This is a genomic window from Halobaculum gomorrense (genome assembly GCF_900129775.1).
Lineage (GTDB): Archaea > Halobacteriota > Halobacteria > Halobacteriales > Haloferacaceae > Halobaculum > Halobaculum gomorrense.
In genome coordinates this window covers 293,521-310,253 of the sequence record NZ_FQWV01000002.1, presented here as the reverse complement: position 1 = coordinate 310,253, position 16,733 = coordinate 293,521, and the positions used below count along the sequence as shown (strand labels likewise).

Annotated in this window: 14 protein-coding genes and 1 pseudogene; 12 read left to right on the top strand and 3 right to left on the bottom strand. The window is 58.8% G+C overall.

The window, feature by feature from the left end:
* Positions 1-4: 4 nt before the first annotated feature.
* A complete protein-coding gene (locus BUE16_RS05065; RefSeq protein ID WP_073307329.1) occupies positions 5-4,327 on the top strand; it encodes an Eco57I restriction-modification methylase domain-containing protein in 4,323 nt (1,440 codons plus the stop codon).
* Positions 4,328-4,406: 79 nt separating this feature from the next.
* Positions 4,407-6,104, top strand: coding sequence for a DUF262 domain-containing protein (locus tag BUE16_RS05060; RefSeq protein WP_073307328.1), 1,698 nt, complete (start codon positions 4,407-4,409; stop codon positions 6,102-6,104).
* A gap of 87 nt (positions 6,105-6,191) precedes the next feature.
* Here the strand turns inward: BUE16_RS05060 and BUE16_RS05055 are convergent, their stop codons facing one another.
* Together BUE16_RS05055 and BUE16_RS05050 are read right to left on the bottom strand one after the other, a co-directional pair.
* Positions 6,192-7,469 (bottom strand): SPL family radical SAM protein, encoded by a 1,278-nt coding sequence (locus BUE16_RS05055; protein ID WP_143165371.1) that lies wholly within the window; start codon positions 7,467-7,469, stop codon positions 6,192-6,194.
* Positions 7,470-7,546: 77 nt separating this feature from the next.
* The gene (locus tag BUE16_RS05050) at positions 7,547-8,542 is read right to left on the bottom strand and encodes an SPL family radical SAM protein (protein WP_234972329.1); all 996 of its coding nucleotides are present in this window, start codon (positions 8,540-8,542) and stop codon (positions 7,547-7,549) included.
* 440 nt (positions 8,543-8,982) lie between these two features.
* Here BUE16_RS05050 and BUE16_RS05045 point away from each other — a divergent pair, with 440 nt between their 5' ends.
* On the top strand, positions 8,983-10,146 hold the full coding sequence (locus BUE16_RS05045) for a three-Cys-motif partner protein TcmP (protein WP_073307327.1): 1,164 nt from the start codon (positions 8,983-8,985) through the stop codon (positions 10,144-10,146).
* A gap of 117 nt (positions 10,147-10,263) precedes the next feature.
* On the opposite strand, the gene BUE16_RS05040 is transcribed toward BUE16_RS05045, so the two are convergent.
* The gene (locus tag BUE16_RS05040; RefSeq protein WP_073307326.1) at positions 10,264-10,503 is read right to left on the bottom strand and encodes a hypothetical protein; all 240 of its coding nucleotides are present in this window, start codon (positions 10,501-10,503) and stop codon (positions 10,264-10,266) included.
* 415 nt (positions 10,504-10,918) lie between these two features.
* Here BUE16_RS05040 and BUE16_RS05035 point away from each other — a divergent pair, with 415 nt between their 5' ends.
* The 9 genes and pseudogenes from BUE16_RS05035 to BUE16_RS16265 all read left to right on the top strand — a co-directional run bounded on the left by BUE16_RS05035 (position 10,919) and on the right by BUE16_RS16265 (position 16,716).
* Positions 10,919-11,272 (top strand): helix-turn-helix transcriptional regulator, encoded by a 354-nt coding sequence (locus BUE16_RS05035; RefSeq protein WP_073307325.1) that lies wholly within the window; start codon positions 10,919-10,921, stop codon positions 11,270-11,272.
* Positions 11,269-11,565 carry a hypothetical protein gene (locus BUE16_RS05030; protein WP_073307324.1) on the top strand — a complete coding sequence of 99 codons (297 nt, stop codon included), beginning with the start codon at positions 11,269-11,271 and terminating at the stop codon, positions 11,563-11,565. The genes BUE16_RS05035 and BUE16_RS05030 overlap by 4 nt, the downstream gene beginning before the upstream one ends.
* Complete coding sequence (locus tag BUE16_RS05025) at positions 11,562-11,894, top strand: hypothetical protein (RefSeq protein WP_073307323.1); 333 nt, start codon at positions 11,562-11,564, stop codon at positions 11,892-11,894. The genes BUE16_RS05030 and BUE16_RS05025 overlap by 4 nt, the downstream gene beginning before the upstream one ends.
* Positions 11,891-12,079 carry a hypothetical protein gene (locus BUE16_RS05020; protein WP_073307322.1) on the top strand — a complete coding sequence of 63 codons (189 nt, stop codon included), beginning with the start codon at positions 11,891-11,893 and terminating at the stop codon, positions 12,077-12,079. Before BUE16_RS05025 ends, BUE16_RS05020 begins: the two co-directional genes overlap by 4 nt.
* 1 nt (position 12,080) lies before the next feature.
* A complete protein-coding gene (locus tag BUE16_RS05015; protein WP_073307321.1) occupies positions 12,081-12,443 on the top strand; it encodes a hypothetical protein in 363 nt (120 codons plus the stop codon).
* Positions 12,444-12,741: 298 nt separating this feature from the next.
* The gene (locus BUE16_RS05010; RefSeq protein ID WP_073307320.1) at positions 12,742-13,785 is read left to right on the top strand and encodes a tyrosine-type recombinase/integrase; all 1,044 of its coding nucleotides are present in this window, start codon (positions 12,742-12,744) and stop codon (positions 13,783-13,785) included.
* 609 nt (positions 13,786-14,394) lie between these two features.
* A pseudogene (locus tag BUE16_RS17480) lies at positions 14,395-14,703 on the top strand (hypothetical protein); the annotation flags it as partial.
* Between the two features lie 42 nt (positions 14,704-14,745).
* A complete protein-coding gene (locus tag BUE16_RS17130; RefSeq protein ID WP_143165370.1) occupies positions 14,746-15,105 on the top strand; it encodes a hypothetical protein in 360 nt (119 codons plus the stop codon).
* 18 nt (positions 15,106-15,123) lie between these two features.
* The gene (locus tag BUE16_RS16265) at positions 15,124-16,716 is read left to right on the top strand and encodes an integrin alpha (RefSeq protein WP_143165369.1); all 1,593 of its coding nucleotides are present in this window, start codon (positions 15,124-15,126) and stop codon (positions 16,714-16,716) included.
* Positions 16,717-16,733: the final 17 nt, after the last annotated feature.

Sequence of the window (16,733 nt, the reverse complement as noted above, 5' to 3'; positions counted from 1 at the left end):
ACAAATGAGTCAAGCTACGCTCGGCCCGGAGCCATACCGGAATTCGAGCCTCTTCTCCGGCTACTATCTTGATGAGCGTGTCGCCGACCGCGACGCGTGGGACTGCGACGAGGAAGCGGAAGCAGCGTTCCAGGCACTCCAAACCCTGTGGGAAGACGAGAAATCGCTGGTGGGTGGTTACAACGAGAGCACCCTCCTGAGCCAGTGGATAGACAAGGTTCTCCGGGGACTCGGACACGACACAGTTGAGGAAACACCCCTTCCAGAAACGAACGGCCGCATCGACAGGGTACTATTCGACTCGCCCGAGACCCGCCGGGAAGCGATGGAGATGCAGCAGGACGGTATGTACAACGCGACGTTCGCCCGAGCGTCTTCGCTGCTGGAGGCCAAGCAGTGGGATGCCGACTTCGACGAGGAATTCGGCGTCCAGCGACAGTACCGCGATGCGTCCCACCAAGTCAAGTACTACCTCGAACGGACGCCCGACCAGCTCCGGTGGGGTATCCTGACGAACGGCCGGAAGTGGCGACTCTACGGGACCAAAGACTACCAGACTGAGACGTACTACGAGGTCGATCTTCCTGAGCTGCTCGAATCCGGGAGTCTTGAGCAATTCAAATACTTTTACGTATTCTTCCGGCCAGAGGCGTTCCATGAGATCTCGGGAACCTCGTTCCTCGACGAAGTCTGGAACGAGTCCGAGACGGCCGCGCAAGAACTCGGCGAAGATCTCCAAGATAACGTCTTCACCGCGCTCCGAATCCTCGGGGAGGGCTTCGTCGAGTCGAACGATCTCGGCATCAATCCGAAGACAGGTTCAGACCGCGAAGAGGCCCTAGAAGAACTGAAGGAGCAATCGCTGGTCCTGCTGTATCGGCTGATGTTCGTACTGTACGCCGAGTCTCGCGGTCTGATCAGTCCCAACGACCCGGGGAAGCGACAGGAGTACGACGAGAACTTCAGCCTCGACGTCCTCCGCCAAGAGATCGTGACCCAGGTCGAGGACGAGGGGAAGCGGTTCGACGAGTACAGCGAGTACTCGACCTCGATGTGGAGCCAACTCGAGGACCTGTTCAGTCTCGTCGACGCTGGTGAGGAAGCCCTGAGCATCCCGCCGTACAACGGGGGACTGTTCGACCCCGACGAGCACGCGTACCTCACGGAGTACGAGGTCTCGAACCGGTACATCGCCGAGGTCATCTACCAAGTCGGGACGACCGACTCTGAGAGCGAAGACGGACGTGTCCCGGCGGACTACGCCGACTTGGACACGCGACACCTCGGAACCATCTACGAGGGGCTACTTGAGCACGAATTCCGGATCGCGCCGGAGGACTACGCTGCCGTCGCCGAAGATGGCGGACAGGTTTGGAAACTGTCCAGCGAGGTGGATGACGACGCGATCGAGACGGTCAACGAGGGCGAACTGTACGTGGTGAACGACGACGGCGAGCGGAAGGCCACAGGCGCGTACTACACGCCCGACTACGTCGTGACGTACATCGTCGAGGAGACGATTGACCCGCTGATCGAGGACATCGAACAGGACCTCGCGAGTCGCGGGATCCGCGAGGGGACCGAGCGGTACGTCGAGGCGTTCATCGAACGCGTGACGGACCTCACGGTTCTTGACCCGGCGATGGGGTCGGGGCACTTCCTCACGAAGGCGACAGGCTACCTCGGGAACCACGTTGCGCGGCGGGCCCGTGAAGTCGACGAGACGACCGACGTCTTCGACGAGCAGGAGGTCCGGCGGCGCGTCTCTCGCGAGTGCATCTACGGTGTCGACATCAACGGGATGGCCGTCGAGCTGGCGAAGCTGTCGATGTGGCTTGAGACGCTCGCGGAGGAGAAGCCGCTCGCGTTCCTCGACCACCACCTCAAGGACGGGAACTCACTGGTTGGGTCGGATATCACGGAGGCCCTCTCGGACGACGGCGGAGACGAGGAGGACGGACAAATCACGCTGTTTCAGGTCGCCGCCCAGGCCCGTCAGCGCACGCTCGAACACGTGATGGACCTCATGGCCGACCTGCTCGCTACCGACAACGAACAGTACGAGGACATCAAGTCGATGGAGGATCTGTACGAGGAGATCCGCGACGACCCGCTGTACGGGCGGCTGTTCGAGTTGGCGAACGTGCATACGGCGGAGCAGTTTGGGTTGGACATCCCGAGCGACGCTTACGAGGGATTCGAGGACGTATATGAGGTGATGGCCGGCGCGATCGAAGACGAAGGTGAGTGGGATGAGTTGCGCGAGGGGGACTGGTTCAAGACAGCGCAGACGATGGCGGAAGAGGAGAACTTCTTCCACTGGGAACTAGAGTATCCAGAGGTTTTCTTCGGAGAAGATGGCGAGAGGCGTAGTGATGCTGGATTTAATGCGATCGTTGGGAATCCTCCATACATCAGAATTCAATCCCTCCGCGAGCACACACCGAAGCAGGCATCATACTTCACTGAAAAGTACGAATCTGCTACCGGGAACTTCGATATCTACGCGAATTTCACAGAGAAGGGTCAGCAGTTGCTCTCAGACCGAGGGAAGCTCGGGTACATTGAACCTCATAAGTTCTTCCAGAGTGACTTCGGAACAGGTCTTAGGAAGTACCTCTCAGAGCGTAATTCACTCTACGAAATCGTCTCTTTCGAGCACGAACAGGTCTTCGAAGGAGCTTCAGTCTATACCTGTATGGTATTCTTGACCAAGAGCGGGCAGGAGAGTTTCAAATACGCAGAAGTCAAACCCGAGGACTTGGTCGGGGGTGGCAAGCCGGTGTTTCGGGAAATCCCTGCTGAGTATAACGAATCGCCTTGGATCTTCCGTGATGCAGAGACGGAAGCGATTCTTAGAAAAATCGATCAGTCTGGACCAAACCTAGAACAGGTCACGGACCGCATATACCAAGGCTTGGTTACGAGCGGGGATTCAATCTATCTGCTGGAAAAGATTGAGGAGCGTAATGGAGATCTGATAACAGTCCGAAGCCAGGAAGATGGCGAAGAATGGACTGTTGAAGCGGAACTGCTGAAGCCCTTATTAAAAGGCGAAGACGTACATAGATACGAGCCGCTCGACCCGAAGTACTTCGTAATATTCCCGTACAAGCTAACCGAAGAAGGAGGTGAACTCGTCACAAATTTCGTTGATGAGGATACCCTTCGTGAGTCGTATCCGCGACTCTATGAATATCTCAAAGCGCACGAAGCGAAGATTCGAGCCCGTGAAAACGGAAAGATGGACCGTGAAGGCTGGTACGACTACGTCTACCCGAAGAATCTCACAGAATTTGCTGAAGAAAAAATCGTAACGCCAGAGATTAGCTACGGGACGAACTTCACTTACGATCCAGATGGGTTATATCATAAAACGAAGGTCTACGGCGTCAAAACGGAGGACGACGTCATTGATGAGAAGTATCTGCTTCCGATCATCAACACTGAGGTTTTGTGGTTCTTCCTCAAAAACACTGGATACGCGCTCCGGGGAGGATATTTCACTTTCAAGACAGACTACCTAAATCCATTCTCGATCCCGCTACCCCCAGAGAAAAACACAGATTCGTTCGATCCGAGTGTCTTTGAGTCTCATTACGACGATTTTATGAATGGATCTCAAGTAACAGAGGTCTTCGATCGAGACTACCTCCTTGGCCATTCGGGCGACATCTTACCCCTGCTGGCCGAGGAGATGATCGACCTTCACAGTGATCTAGATTCATTGAACCTCTTCCTGTTAGATCACCTCGGTACGTACTCTGACGGCCCAGTAATCTCGGGTATTGGCCTCACTCAGCCCCCACAGAACGCAGCTGACTCTATTCTGCAAGAAACTGCTGAGCAGAAGCCGAACCTCCGTGTTGGTCAAGTAGACGTAATCCGTGAGTCCGACAGCACGATCCAGATCAGCCTGACTGCCCGGTACAAACCCGACGACGAGGACGCCTACGAGACCGATCAGTGGGGCTACACCGAGACCGAATCTCTGCCGGCGCTTCGCATCACCGACCTCACCGAGATGGAGGCAGATCTGATCGAGCACTTCGTCCCGGTCGCCGTAGACGAAGCTGGCGGCTTTGCGAACTTCCGCGAGACCGCGACGAAGACGAACTCGCTCGTCGACCGGCTCCGTGCGCTCACGCTCCCGGACGTCGACGACGTACGCGACGGACTGGAGAGCTACAAGGAGACGAAGGCCCGTGCCGAGGAACTCGAGGAGCAGATCGAACGCACCGACGACCTAATCGACGAGATTGTCTACGAACTCTACGGCCTGACCGACGAAGAGATCGCTATCGTGGAGGAGGCGGTGAATGAATAGTTCTGGTTAAGACTCACCGACGTTCAATACCAAATTCGTTATCGCATGATATTAGTGAAATTACTGTTTCAAGCCATCAATGAGTAGCGGTATTGGGTTGACTGCCACTGAAGACCGGATCGAGAGTATCCTCACGCGGCAATATCGGTACACCGTTCCCGACTACCAGCGGCGGTACGCATGGAACGAAGAACAGTGGGCTGCGCTGTGGTCCGACATCCAAGCGATCGAAGAAGGAGACACTCATTTTGTAGGTTCGATCGTACTCATCGAACGCAGCCAAGGTCTCAACGACCTCGACCAATTAGAGGTGGTCGACGGTCAGCAACGGCTGACGACGATCTCGTTGATCCTAGCAGTGATGCGCCAGAAGTACCTCAACGAGGATCTGGAGAAACAAGCGGACTCAATAAACGACAAATACCTCTGGCAGGAGGATATCGATACCGCTCGATATCCCAATCTAAGCTTGAGTAAGTTCGATAACGACGATTACCGGGCGGTCCTCGATCAACGGTTCGACAAAGTGAGTGACTCGAACCTGAAAGAAGGCTTCCAATTCTACGCAAACAAGATGGATAGCTTGGATGCCGAGGAGATCAACGAGATACGCAATAAACTGCTCCGGAGCGTCACCGCAGTCTCGATAACGACCGACGGTGAGCAGTCGGCCTTCAGGCTGTTCGAGACACTCAACGATCGTGGCCTCGAACTCTCCGCAGTCGACTTGATGAAGAACTACGTGTTCAGCACGGCGGCAACGGATCCCTCCATCGATTACGATCGGATTCGTGACGACTGGGAGGCGATCGTTGAGCAGATCGTACCAAAGCTTTCCAAACCGAGTCGGTTCTTCCGGCACTACATCATGTCGGCTTCGGAGCCCGACCACGACGGTGACGTTTCGGACTACAAGCTCTACGACACCTTCCAAGATATCGTCGATAACAAACTGGACAAGGCAGGTATCTCTCTTGAGGAGTACGTCGCCGACATGTTGCGGAGCGCGTCGATCTACTCGGATCTCATCGACCACTCCGTCAGTAAGTACGATTCCAACGGGAACGCGGCAGTGAACGACAAGCTGGACGACCTCGAGATGCTCAGCATCACCCAAGCCCGCACTATCCTCCTGCGGATCATCGACGAGCTCGATTCCGCGAACCGGGTGATGGAAGCCCTACGAGTCCTCGAGGCGTTCGTCATCCGCTGGAAGGCGGCGAACTACCCGACTGGTGGCGAGATCGACCGGATCTACTCGCGAGCCTGCTCGGAGTGCTTCGACGATGAGAGTGAAGTCGCAGATGAACTCCGTGATTTGTTCACCGATCGATGGCCGAGCGACGGCGAATTCCGGACGAGCTTGGAGAACAAGCGGATGCGGCTGAACGACCAGACGAAGTACATGCTGATCCGTATCGAAGAGGACTATTACGACGGGTCACAGGTCGATTTCTCGGAGCCGGAGCGAGAACACATCGCGCCTCGCGCCGCGTTCAGCGCGAAGAAGTACAGCGCGTGGCCCGTACAGTTGGACATGACCGAAGGAGAGTTCACTCAGGTCCGTGACCGACTGGGCAATCTCACGCTGCTCGAACCTGACCGAAACGCGTCGATCGGCGCGGACCCCTTCGAGAACAAGAAGGACGTGTACTCAACGTCCGAGTACGAGATGACGAAGGCGGTTGGGGAAGACTACGACGAGTGGTCTGGGGAGAACATTGACACGCGGACGAAGGAACTGGCGCAGGCGTGCGTCAATATCTGGTCGCTCTGATTCGAGAGTATCCATAAATAAAGGGCTTGACTCCTCTAAATCCCGAATTGTGTGTGCTCACTTCTTTGGTGTGCGTTGAATTATCAATTATTGAGGGTGTTGCTCTGGTGAGACCTCCTCACGAAGTGTAAGCAGCCAACTCCGCGTCTCGCCCTTGGTTGCTCGAACCAAGTCCCTACTTGGCCACGAATGTATTTGGATATTGTCGAACCGCCGGGCGCAGTCTCTGACCAGTTTGATATGCTCTAAGGCATATTCCTTCCAGATGCTTTCATCCTCCATCGAGCGTAGATCGTCGGCGAGTTGCTGCCGCCCGGCATTCTCAGCTGCCTCGACGCACATCTCGAAGTTGGCTCCGCGAGGATTGATCGGTTCATGGAACACGACTTCCGGGCCGAGAGCGGAGAACCACGAAAGCGCCTCGTGGATCTCCTCTTCGTCCATCGTTGGGTACGTCGGTGAGAAGGATACGAATCGGCGTACTTGATTCTTCGAGAGCTTCTCAAGCGCCTTCCAACGCTGCATTGGTGGCGGGGCATTCGGTTCCATCGCTCGTACCAACTCGTCGTCGAAAGACGGTATCGACATGCCGACTGTGACGTACTCTCCTGCCTTGCGGAACAAGTCCATATCTCGGAGCAGATTCGGGCTGCGAGTCAGAATCCGTACGGGAACGTCGTTACTGACGAGTTCGTGAACACACGATCTCGTGATCTGTGCTGCCCGTTTGTCCTGGTAGCAGTCGGTTCCGCTTGAGAGCATCACGACGCCACGACCTCGGTCAGTCTTGTCCCAATCTTCCCACGGATTGTCCTGCAGCCCTTCGTTCAGTCGCTCTGGGAGATCGTCGCGATAGAGGAGGTAGCTACCCCACTCTTGTTGTCCGTCCTCGACGCCGGCCTTGTCTCCCAGCATCTCCTCTCTGTTCTGGATAGCAGGGGTACTCGGTACATAGCAGAACTTGCAGCCGTGACGGCATCCTGTCGCGACGTTGATCACGTAGTCGCAGAGGCTCTTTTCGTAGAGCTTGGACTCGCTGAGGACCGATTTCGTTGGGTCCGCATTGACTCGGAGACCGGACTGGTCTGAACTATCCTCCTCAGAAGCGCAATCCCAACAGAGTAGATTCCCCTCGAGGTCGGCACTAAATCGCTCGTTGATCTGGTTCCCGCAATCGGAACAAATCAGGCCCTGCTGCCAGAGGTTGATTCGCTCGCCGTATTCGCGCTCTGCCTCGCGGAGCTCGTTGAGCGTCGGGTTCTTTCCGAACTCCTTGACGACGCGACCCTCATCGTCGACGAGTTCGACGTAGCGGTCGTACCACCCGCCGTCAGGGTCGCGCTTCGTGTCAAGGCGCACGCTCATCTCTACCGTTTGCTACACGCTCTACATAAATAGAACTCCGCCATCCACGGTGGAAGTGGAAGTAGCCAACCGAACCGTTAGACGGGAGCCGGAGGCTTCGGGTAATCCTCCGGTGAGTCCATCTTCTCCCGCTCCTGACGGAAGAACTCCGAATCTTCCCCAGCGTGCTTGATGAACTCCTTGTCTGGCCACAGATGGATTGGGACGCCGATGTCCTCGCCGATATCGCGAACCGCGAGGAGCTGCTCTTTCGAGTACTCGATCCAGTTCTCACGGTCGCGGAGCTTGTCGAGTTCGTCCGCGAGTTCTGTCTGTCCGGCATCGCGCGCGGCTTGGACGGTCATCTGGAAGTTCCCGCCACGGGGGTTGATCGGCTCGTGGAACACCACGTCCGGGTCGAGTCGTTCCTTGAACTCGGTGAGCAGTGCTCGGAGGTCCTCCCGATCCTGTGTCGGATAGGTTGGCGACATCGAGACGTAGACCGGGACTCCGGCGTTACTGATCTCTTCGAGGGCGTTCAGGCGGGCCGTCGGCGCGGGCGCTCCTGGCTCGATGGACCGGACCAACTCGTCGTCGAGGCAAGGGATCGAGGACCCGACGGTAACGTAGCCGTCGGCCGCCTGGAAGACGTCGATATCGCGGACTACTGCCGGGCTCCGCGTGAGGATACGAACCGGACGTCCGTGGTTGACTAGCTCGATGACGCACTCTCGGGTGATCTGAGCGGCGCGGCGATCCTGATAGCAGTCCGTTCCGCTGGAGATCATCACGACGCCGCGGCCATCTTCGGTTTCCTCCCACTTCCGCTTGCGGTCGAGTTTCCGAGCGAGGCGTTCTGGAAGGTCGTCGCGGTAGAGGAGATAGCTGCCCCACTCTTTCTGTCCGCTTTCCACTCCTGCTTGCTCCTTGAGCATCTTACCGCGAGTCTTGATGTTCGGCGTACTGGGGACGTAGCAGAATTTGCAACCGTGGGTACAGCCGGTTGCGACGTTGATAACGTAGTTGCAGAGATTCTTGTGGTGGAGGGCAGAGTTCGACAAGACAGCCTTGGTGGGATCAGTTGTGTGAGTCACACCCCGTTGATCAACTTCTTCAACACGCTCCATCGCACAGTCCCAGCACAAAAGATGACTGTCTGAAGTCGCACTGAATCTGTCCTGAATCTCATCTGAACAACTGGAACAACTCAGATCAGAATTCAATATATCTACCCTTTCTAAGGCCTCACCGTAGTCTCGGCTCATCTCTCTCAGATCTTTCAATTGAGGTAACCCAGATACTTCATCGAGATGTTTCCCTTCATCCCCAAATAGCGAATATCCGGAACTATCGCCACTCTCTGAACCGGATCTGCGCAGTGTCAAACCACGGTTGGCAGACCTATTATTCTTCATTGTTGCCACCATATTCGCACAGTTCCTATAATCGTTCGCTCGGAGAATGGTGGTTCAATTCTAACTAGTCGGCAAAGTAATGTAGGTGGGACCGATTGTCATCTCTAAGCAATCTTTCTATGCCATTAGATGATGATAACATTGAAAAATGGGAGATGAGGGAACATACGGAAGTGAAGCATCGGATTCTCCGGAAATATCTCGTTATATGGACCAGAATCCTAGGTAGTACGAATCCGGAAGTTCACTACTTCGACGGATTTGCGGGAAGAGGACGGTACAAAGACGGTGAACCTGGATCTCCCCTTCTGGCAATTGACGTGGCCAATAGGCATTTAGACCAAATTGATAAATTTCATTGTACACTTAATGAGCTAAATCCTACAAATTTTGAAGTCCTGAAACAGGAAGTGAATGAAGAGAAACAGAATTGTGGAAATCCGGACAAGATTGGCACCGAGTTCTATAATGGGAAATTCGAAGACATTGCTCTGGATATTCTGACCAGTAGTAAGTACCGACACCTCCCGAGTCTTGTTTTCATTGACCCATTTGGGTACAAGGGAACTCCTTTCCAAACTATATCAGAGATTATGAACATCCGCGACTCGGGAGATGAAGTATTCTTCAATTTCATGGTGGACAAGATTCGTAGATTCGTGAATGACGACGAAAAGGCAGATACAATTACACGTGCATTTGGTAGTGATAGTTGGAAATATATCAGAGACATAGAAGATAGAAGGGACCAAGAGAAGGAACTACTGCATCTGTACGTTTCACAACTACGGGAAGAAGCAGGAGTTGAGTACGTCTTTCCGTTCCAAATGAAGCATCCAGATAAGAATGTCACCGTCTACTACCTGATTTTTGCCTCGAACCACTTCCGTGGACTCAGAGCTATGAAAGACGTCATGTTCAACGAGGGTGACAGCGATCTATTTGCGTACCTTGGTCCGGACCACTACAAGTATGAAAATGAACAGATGACACTGTTCGATGCTACGAATGGAGGTAATGAGGACGACCAGAAGTCAGTAGAGTTTGCTGATCATCTCTACGAAGAATTTGAAGGAATGGAACACAGTTACGAGTATCTGATTGAATACGCCTATACGAGCACGGATCTGGTAAAGAGCCATTGTAGAGATGCTCTACAGCACTTGGAAGAGTGTGATAGAGTTGTCGCGAAGAGGACCGGATCACAGGGAGGTTACAAGGAAGACAAAACTATCTTCAGATTTACCCAGCAGAATCAGCGGTTAGGCGACTTTGCGGACTAAAATAGTTCCATAGAATCTTATTGACTAGTTACAAATGGGTGAACTTCTACTTTCACTCCGCCCAAGGCTCTGCCTTATCACCGAAACGCTCTACGCTGACGATGCGTGCTCGTACAGCTACTCCGACTCGGCGAGAAACTCCCGGCCAGCGTCCGTGAGCCACCACGCAGGGCTGTTCCCGACCTTCTTCTGAGCAAGAAGTCCTTGGTCAGCAAGGGGGTAAAGACGATTTCGGGTACCTTCAAGAGAGAATCCGAGAGCATCAGACACCTCTCTGGTGGTCATGATGTGCTCACCGGAGTTGAGGAATATCTGCAAGATCTCCTCGTCGGACACCGTTTCCTTCCGGCCAGCCATTACAAGTCCGGTAATCCCTCTCCGACAAAGTATCACCGAAATAATGGATTGAGTGCTCCAACTGCTTTGAGCAGTACAACTAAGTGGCCCCCGTTCACAGGACCTGTTACGGGACGAACACGCGCCGCTGCCGAACGCGGTGTCGTGAGAAGCGGACTCGGTGTTAGAGCACCAGTCCGCGTGTGGTCCCGTAATCCAGGTACGAGACCCATGTCGAAATGCACGCCGGGGCGACTTGAAGGCCCCGCACGACCGGACGCACCGCCGCCTCCTCGACGAGTCTCTCGTCCCGCGAGTGACCTGACCAACCGCGACGCCCCTCACCCTTCCAAAGACGAGGGCGTCGCGGCGAGGGTCACCCTGAATCGCCCGCAGACCACGCGCAGAGCGCGCGCTCCACAACACGACCAGAGCAATGTCTAGTCAATCCACGCAGTCGAAAAAGTGTACCGAGAGTAACTACCCGCGATGGACCGACCTCACCGCGTTCGAGGGGAACGTCCTCTACGCTATCGCCCGGCTTCAGGGCGACGAGGAGACGTCCTACGGGCTTGCGATCAAACGCGTCCTGCAGGACCTCTACGAAACAGAGATCAATCACGGCCGGCTTTACCCGGCGCTCGACGACCTCGCCGAGTACGGGCTGATCGAGAAGTCCGAACTCGACAAGCGCACGAACGAGTACGAACTGACCGAGGTCGGCTACCACCTGCTCCGCGAACGGATCGACCTGCTCGCCGACGCAGTCGTCGGGGGTGACTCCGCGTGAACGCCGACAGACTGCGGTACTGTCCGAAGTGCGGCGAGCTGGTCCTGTTCATCACGACGCGCGGCCCGGACGACCACCGCGCCACCCCGTGCGGCTGCCGGGTCGGGTCGTACCGCCTCGAGGAGTTCGAGGACGCCGAGGAGTCAAGACGCGCGATCGCCGACGGCGGGCGCCTGGAACACCGCGCCGTCGACGGCGGCTTCGAGTGCGAGTGCGGCGCGAAGCGGCGCACCCCGCTCGGGATCGCGCGCCACCGCGCAAACTGTCGTCGCACCGGAGGTGAGTCGGCGTGAGCGATTTCTCGGTCGAGGAGCTGTCCGAGGAGGAAATCGAGGCGGTGCTGAACTCCGCGGCGTTCCAGAAGGCCGCGAAGTACCGCCGGCTCGCGCAGGGCATCGAGGTCCTCAAAGAGGACGACGCGATCTACCAGAACCTCGTCTCGTCGATCACGACGCGTCACGGGTCCATCCGCTCGAAGGACTCGATCGAGGAGGCGCTCGACCTCCTCGTCGACGAGATCGAGACCTACACGGCAGACCTCGGCGTCGAACCGACCGACACCGACGACGAGGGAACGCTTGACGACCTGTTCGTCGACGGTGACGGAGGTGACGAGCGGTGAGTCGAAACGGCTCCGAGTTCCGCGGCCTGCTGCACGACCTGCACGCGGACGGCTGTGACGGGCAGGAGTACAGCGCGTGCCGTCCTGTCGTGCGGGAAGACCCGTGCGAGCCGGGCGACCGCCTCGACGTGGTGTACATGGCCTGGTGCGGCGAGTGCGGCGCCGCGGACTACGAGGTGATCTGACGTGGTCGACGACGATCTCGCCGAGCTGCGCGAGGAGCGTAAGTCGGCGCGGCGTGCGTTCGAGGTGTCGATCGCGATCGGCTCCGCGGGCACAGCCGAGTTCGCCCGCGAGTGGTTCCGCGACGTGGCCGCCGAGATCGCGGCGGTGAAAGGTTGCCGGGCGTCGTGCGAGCGGCTCGTCGCTGACGGCGGCGAACCCGATCCCGACGAAGTCGAGTACGTCGCCTGGTGCGACGACGCGTGCGGTCGCCTCGGTGGGTTCCGCGGCGAACCCGCCGCCGAGACGAAGGTGAAGAGCCACCGCGAGACGACGGGACACTCCGCGTACGTTCTGCCGCGCCACGAGGAGGGTGAGAAGCAGTGAGCACCGTTCCGCGCTCCCCTGGCGAGGTCCTCGACGATCTCCCGGCACACCTGTTGCGTGAGTCGTCACCCCCGAAGCGACGTGGCGACATCAAGTGCCGCGTCTGTCGGCGGTGGATTACGATCACCCCCGACGGTCGGGAGTTGGGCCACTGCAGGTGGAAGGGTCGCTCCTACGGTGTGGCTGACGGACGGTGTCCGCATCGTCCGAAGTCGGTCGAACCATCCGGTGCCGCCGCGGAGCGCCACGGAGATCGCGACGTGCTTCGAGACGAGAGCGGTCGCTTCGAGGGGTCGCGATGAGTTTCGACGCATCGTCGGTTGGCCGGGGAGACCTCCAACCGATCACGCCGCGACAGGCGATGGAGGAGTGGCTCGACGTGATCGAGTCGGACACGTCGGGGAGTACTGCTCACTCGTACAGGCGTCGCGTCCGGCAGTTCGTTCAGTGGCTGGAGTCGGAGGATATCCTGAACCTGAACGTCGTCGACGGTCGCGACATCAAGGCGTACAGGGACCACCGCGCGACGGCGCTGAACAACACGTCGATGAAGAACGAACTCCGGACGGTCCGGCAGTTCATGAGCTACGGCGTCGCGCTCGAGGCCGTCGAGCCGGCGCTCGTCGAGAAGTTCTCGGCTCACATCCCCTCGCTTACGAAGGGGGAGGTGTCGAGCGACTTGATGATCAGCCGGGAGCGCGTTCACGCGATCCTCGATCACCTTGAGAAGTTCCGGTACGCGACACGAGATCACGCCCTGTTCCTCACGATGTGGGATACGGGCGCGCGGATCTCTGGGCTTCGGGCGCTGGATGTCGAGGACTTCGATCCGGAGGAGGGCACGGTTCAGTTCGTCAGTCGTGAGGAGTCGGAGACGCGGCTGAAGAACGGCCTCACGGGCGAGCGATTGAACGTTCTCAACGAGACGACGGTCGAGGTGCTTCGCGACTACATTCGTGAGCACCGGAAAGACGTTGAGGACGATTTTGGCCGCTCGCCGTTGTTCACGTCGAAGTTCGGCCGGCCGACTTCGTCGACGTTCCGGCGGACTTCGTACAATCTCACGCACCCGTGTTTCCGGGGCGGCTGTCCGCACGACGAGGATCCGGCGACGTGCCTGTACTTGGAGCACGGTCACGAGAGCAAGTGCCCGTCGGCGTTGAGTCCGCATCCGATTCGGACGGGACGGATCACTGACCTTCGGAATCGGGGGGTTCGGATCCAGAAGGTCGCAGGGCGTGTCGACGCGCTGCCGGATACGATCAGAGCGTACTACGACAAACCGAATCTCGACGAGGAGCTGGCTCGCCGTCGGGATGAGATCAGGGAGGCGGGCCTATGATAGAAACTGCATTTTCAGAGCTTGAACTTAGTTGGATTGTAGTTGAAGAAGGCGGGTTACCCACTCGGCGGTCCCACTTCTCAAACTGTTGCCTGCCGATTACTGGCGGTTCACCCCGGAACCAGTACGGTAGAAAGCGAAAGTGGTTCGATTTCCCGGGTCTCGTACGGTACCGTCCCTGACCGCCGCTTATCGAGCACGGTCGCGTCTCGCTCGGAATTGGGCGAGGTACCCGTTGGAAAATGACACCATTCGTATACTACGGTCTCAAAGAACTCCCTACTGCCGCGAAGACCGTCCAGAGCCGTCGGTCGAGGTAAGGCGTCCGCAGCGAGAATCATTTGTTTCAGGACACTACTAGCGCAGGTGCCGAAACATATCCGTACTAGATAAATAACAGCTCAAATATAACAATTTAAATCGGTAGCGACCCTCCGGTATGACACTGGAGGACGTTCGACAGCGACGCGCGATGCTCGCCGTGGTGCTCTCGTTGCTGATGATCGGTAACGTCGGCGCCGTGGTGACGTTCGGCAGCGGGGTCACGACACCCGACGCGGGGTCGACCGCGGCAACGGACGCCGCTTCGAACGTGACACACGGTTCAGAATCGATCGGCGAGGCCGACTCGGGAGCGGGCCCGTCATCGAGCGCGGTGTCGACGCCGGGACGGACCGACGCTCGCGGGCTGAGCCAGACCGGACCACTGCGAGGAACGATCAACGTGGGCGACGCGGCCACGAAGTTCGTCGGGGCGAGCCACGAAGTTCGTCGGGGCGAGCCACGAAGTTCGTCGGGGCGAGGAACGATTCGCTCGCGTACGCGGCCCGCGGTGAGGCTGATCTGAACGGCGACGGCCAGACGGACCTCCTCATCGAGGCACCCTCGAACGACACGAACGGGAACGACAGTGGAGCGGCGTACGTGTTTTACGGGCCCGTCCCCGAGGGAACGCTGAACGTGAGCGAGGCTGACGCACGCCTCCTCGGCGTCGCCGGTGATCGGGCCGGCTTCGCGGTTACTGCCGGCGAGTTCGACGGCGACGGCGACATCGCCGTCGGCGCACCCGAGAACGACAGCGCGGCCGAGGACGTCGGCGCGGTGTACCTGCTGCTGTCGAACGAGACCGAACGCTCCGGGACGGCCAATCTCTTGGCCGAGGCTGACGCGATACTGACCGGTGTCGGCGAAGGGGACATGGTCGGGTTCCCGGTCGCGTCGCTCCCCGTCACGGAGGCGGACAGCGATAGCGACGACGGCACCGGTGCGGCTGCCGATGTCGACGCGCTGCTGGTAGGGGCGCCGCGCAACGACAATTAGCGGGGTACGAACGCCGGGGTGGTCTATCTCGTTAGCAACACGCTCGCGGACGGCATCCAGCCGCCAGCGGAGCCGGACACGCTCGCGGACGTGGCCGATCGGACGTTCGGCGGCGCAGGCGCGGGCGACCTCGCGGGGTTCGACGTGGCGAGCGCCGGCGATACGGACGGGGACGACGACGCGGATCTGGTGATCGGAGCGCCCTCGAACAACTCCACCGGGCCGGGCGCGGGGGCGGCCTATGTGCTCGACGCAGAGGGCAACTCGAACGCCTCCGTCACCGAGGGCGTCCGGCTCGCCGGCATCGCGCGGGGCGACCACGCCGGCTGGTCGGTCGCCAGCGCGGGCGACACGGACGCTGACGGCTACGACGACATCATCGTCGACGCGCCGTACAGCGACTCGTCCGGGAACAACTCCGGCGCCGCCTACCTCGTCGCAGGTCCCATCGACGACGACGAGCGCCTCGACGAGGCAGGCGTGACGCTTCGAGGCGTCGATGCCGGCGACAAGGCCGGCTGGGACGTCGCGGCCGCCGGTTCCGGTGACGTGAACTGTGACGACTACGACGACGTCCTCGTCGGGGCGCCGTACAACGATTCGACCGGGAACAACTCCGGCGCGGCCTACCTCGTGTACGGCGGGCAGCTAGACGGAGCGCGCAGTCTGGATAAGGCCGACGCCACGTTCGTCGGCGAGTCCGCCGGCGACCGCGCGGGCTGGACCGTCACCGGCGTCAACGATACCTCGGGTGACGAGCGCGAAGACATCTTCATCGGTGCGCCCGGCTACGGCGAGAACCAGTCGGGCGCCGGTTACATCGTCAACGGTCGGTGTGCGGTTGAAACAGCCGAACCACCAGCCACGCCGACACCCACTGAGAAACCGACGAATACCCCGACCGAGACACCGACCGAGAAACCCACCAAGACTCCCACTCCTACAGCTACGCCCACTGCGACGCCGACCGCAACCCCGACTGCTACACCAACCGCAACTCCGACGCCGACTCCTACCGCGACGCCCACGCCAACTCCGACACCCACGGCAACGCCGACGCCCACGCCGACGCCGACCGCGACGCCAACTCCGACAATAACGACTACGACCACTACGACTACGACTACAACAACGACCACCACAACGACAGACACGCCCGACAGACGGTCCGCGATCAGCTTCGTGATCCTCTGCACGCAGGATCCAGGAGCCGAAGCGATCGGGTCCGGCGGTGCCGGCGCTACTGAGTGCCCCAACGGCGGAACGCCGTTCGTGCGGTGGGAGTGGACGGGAACCTCGTTCGCGCCCGAAGATGACGCCGACGGCACGACGATGACCGCAACCGCGTTCAAAGACAACGACCCGAGCGAGCCCGTCGAGGCCGAGTGGTCGTCGGGAACCTACACCGTCTCCGGCGCGGTCGTCGGTACAGGCGGGCAGACCTGCACGGTCACCTACGACAACGCGACCGAGGGAACCGTAGAGACGTGCGATTCGTCGCCGAACCCCGATCTCTCGGGCCAGTCCAGCCGGTTCCCGCCGCAATCGATCCTCGCGGCCGGGTCGTTCGGCCTGCTCGCCGGCGCCCTCCTGCTCCGCGATCGGCGCTGACCGAGCGCCCCTCTGTC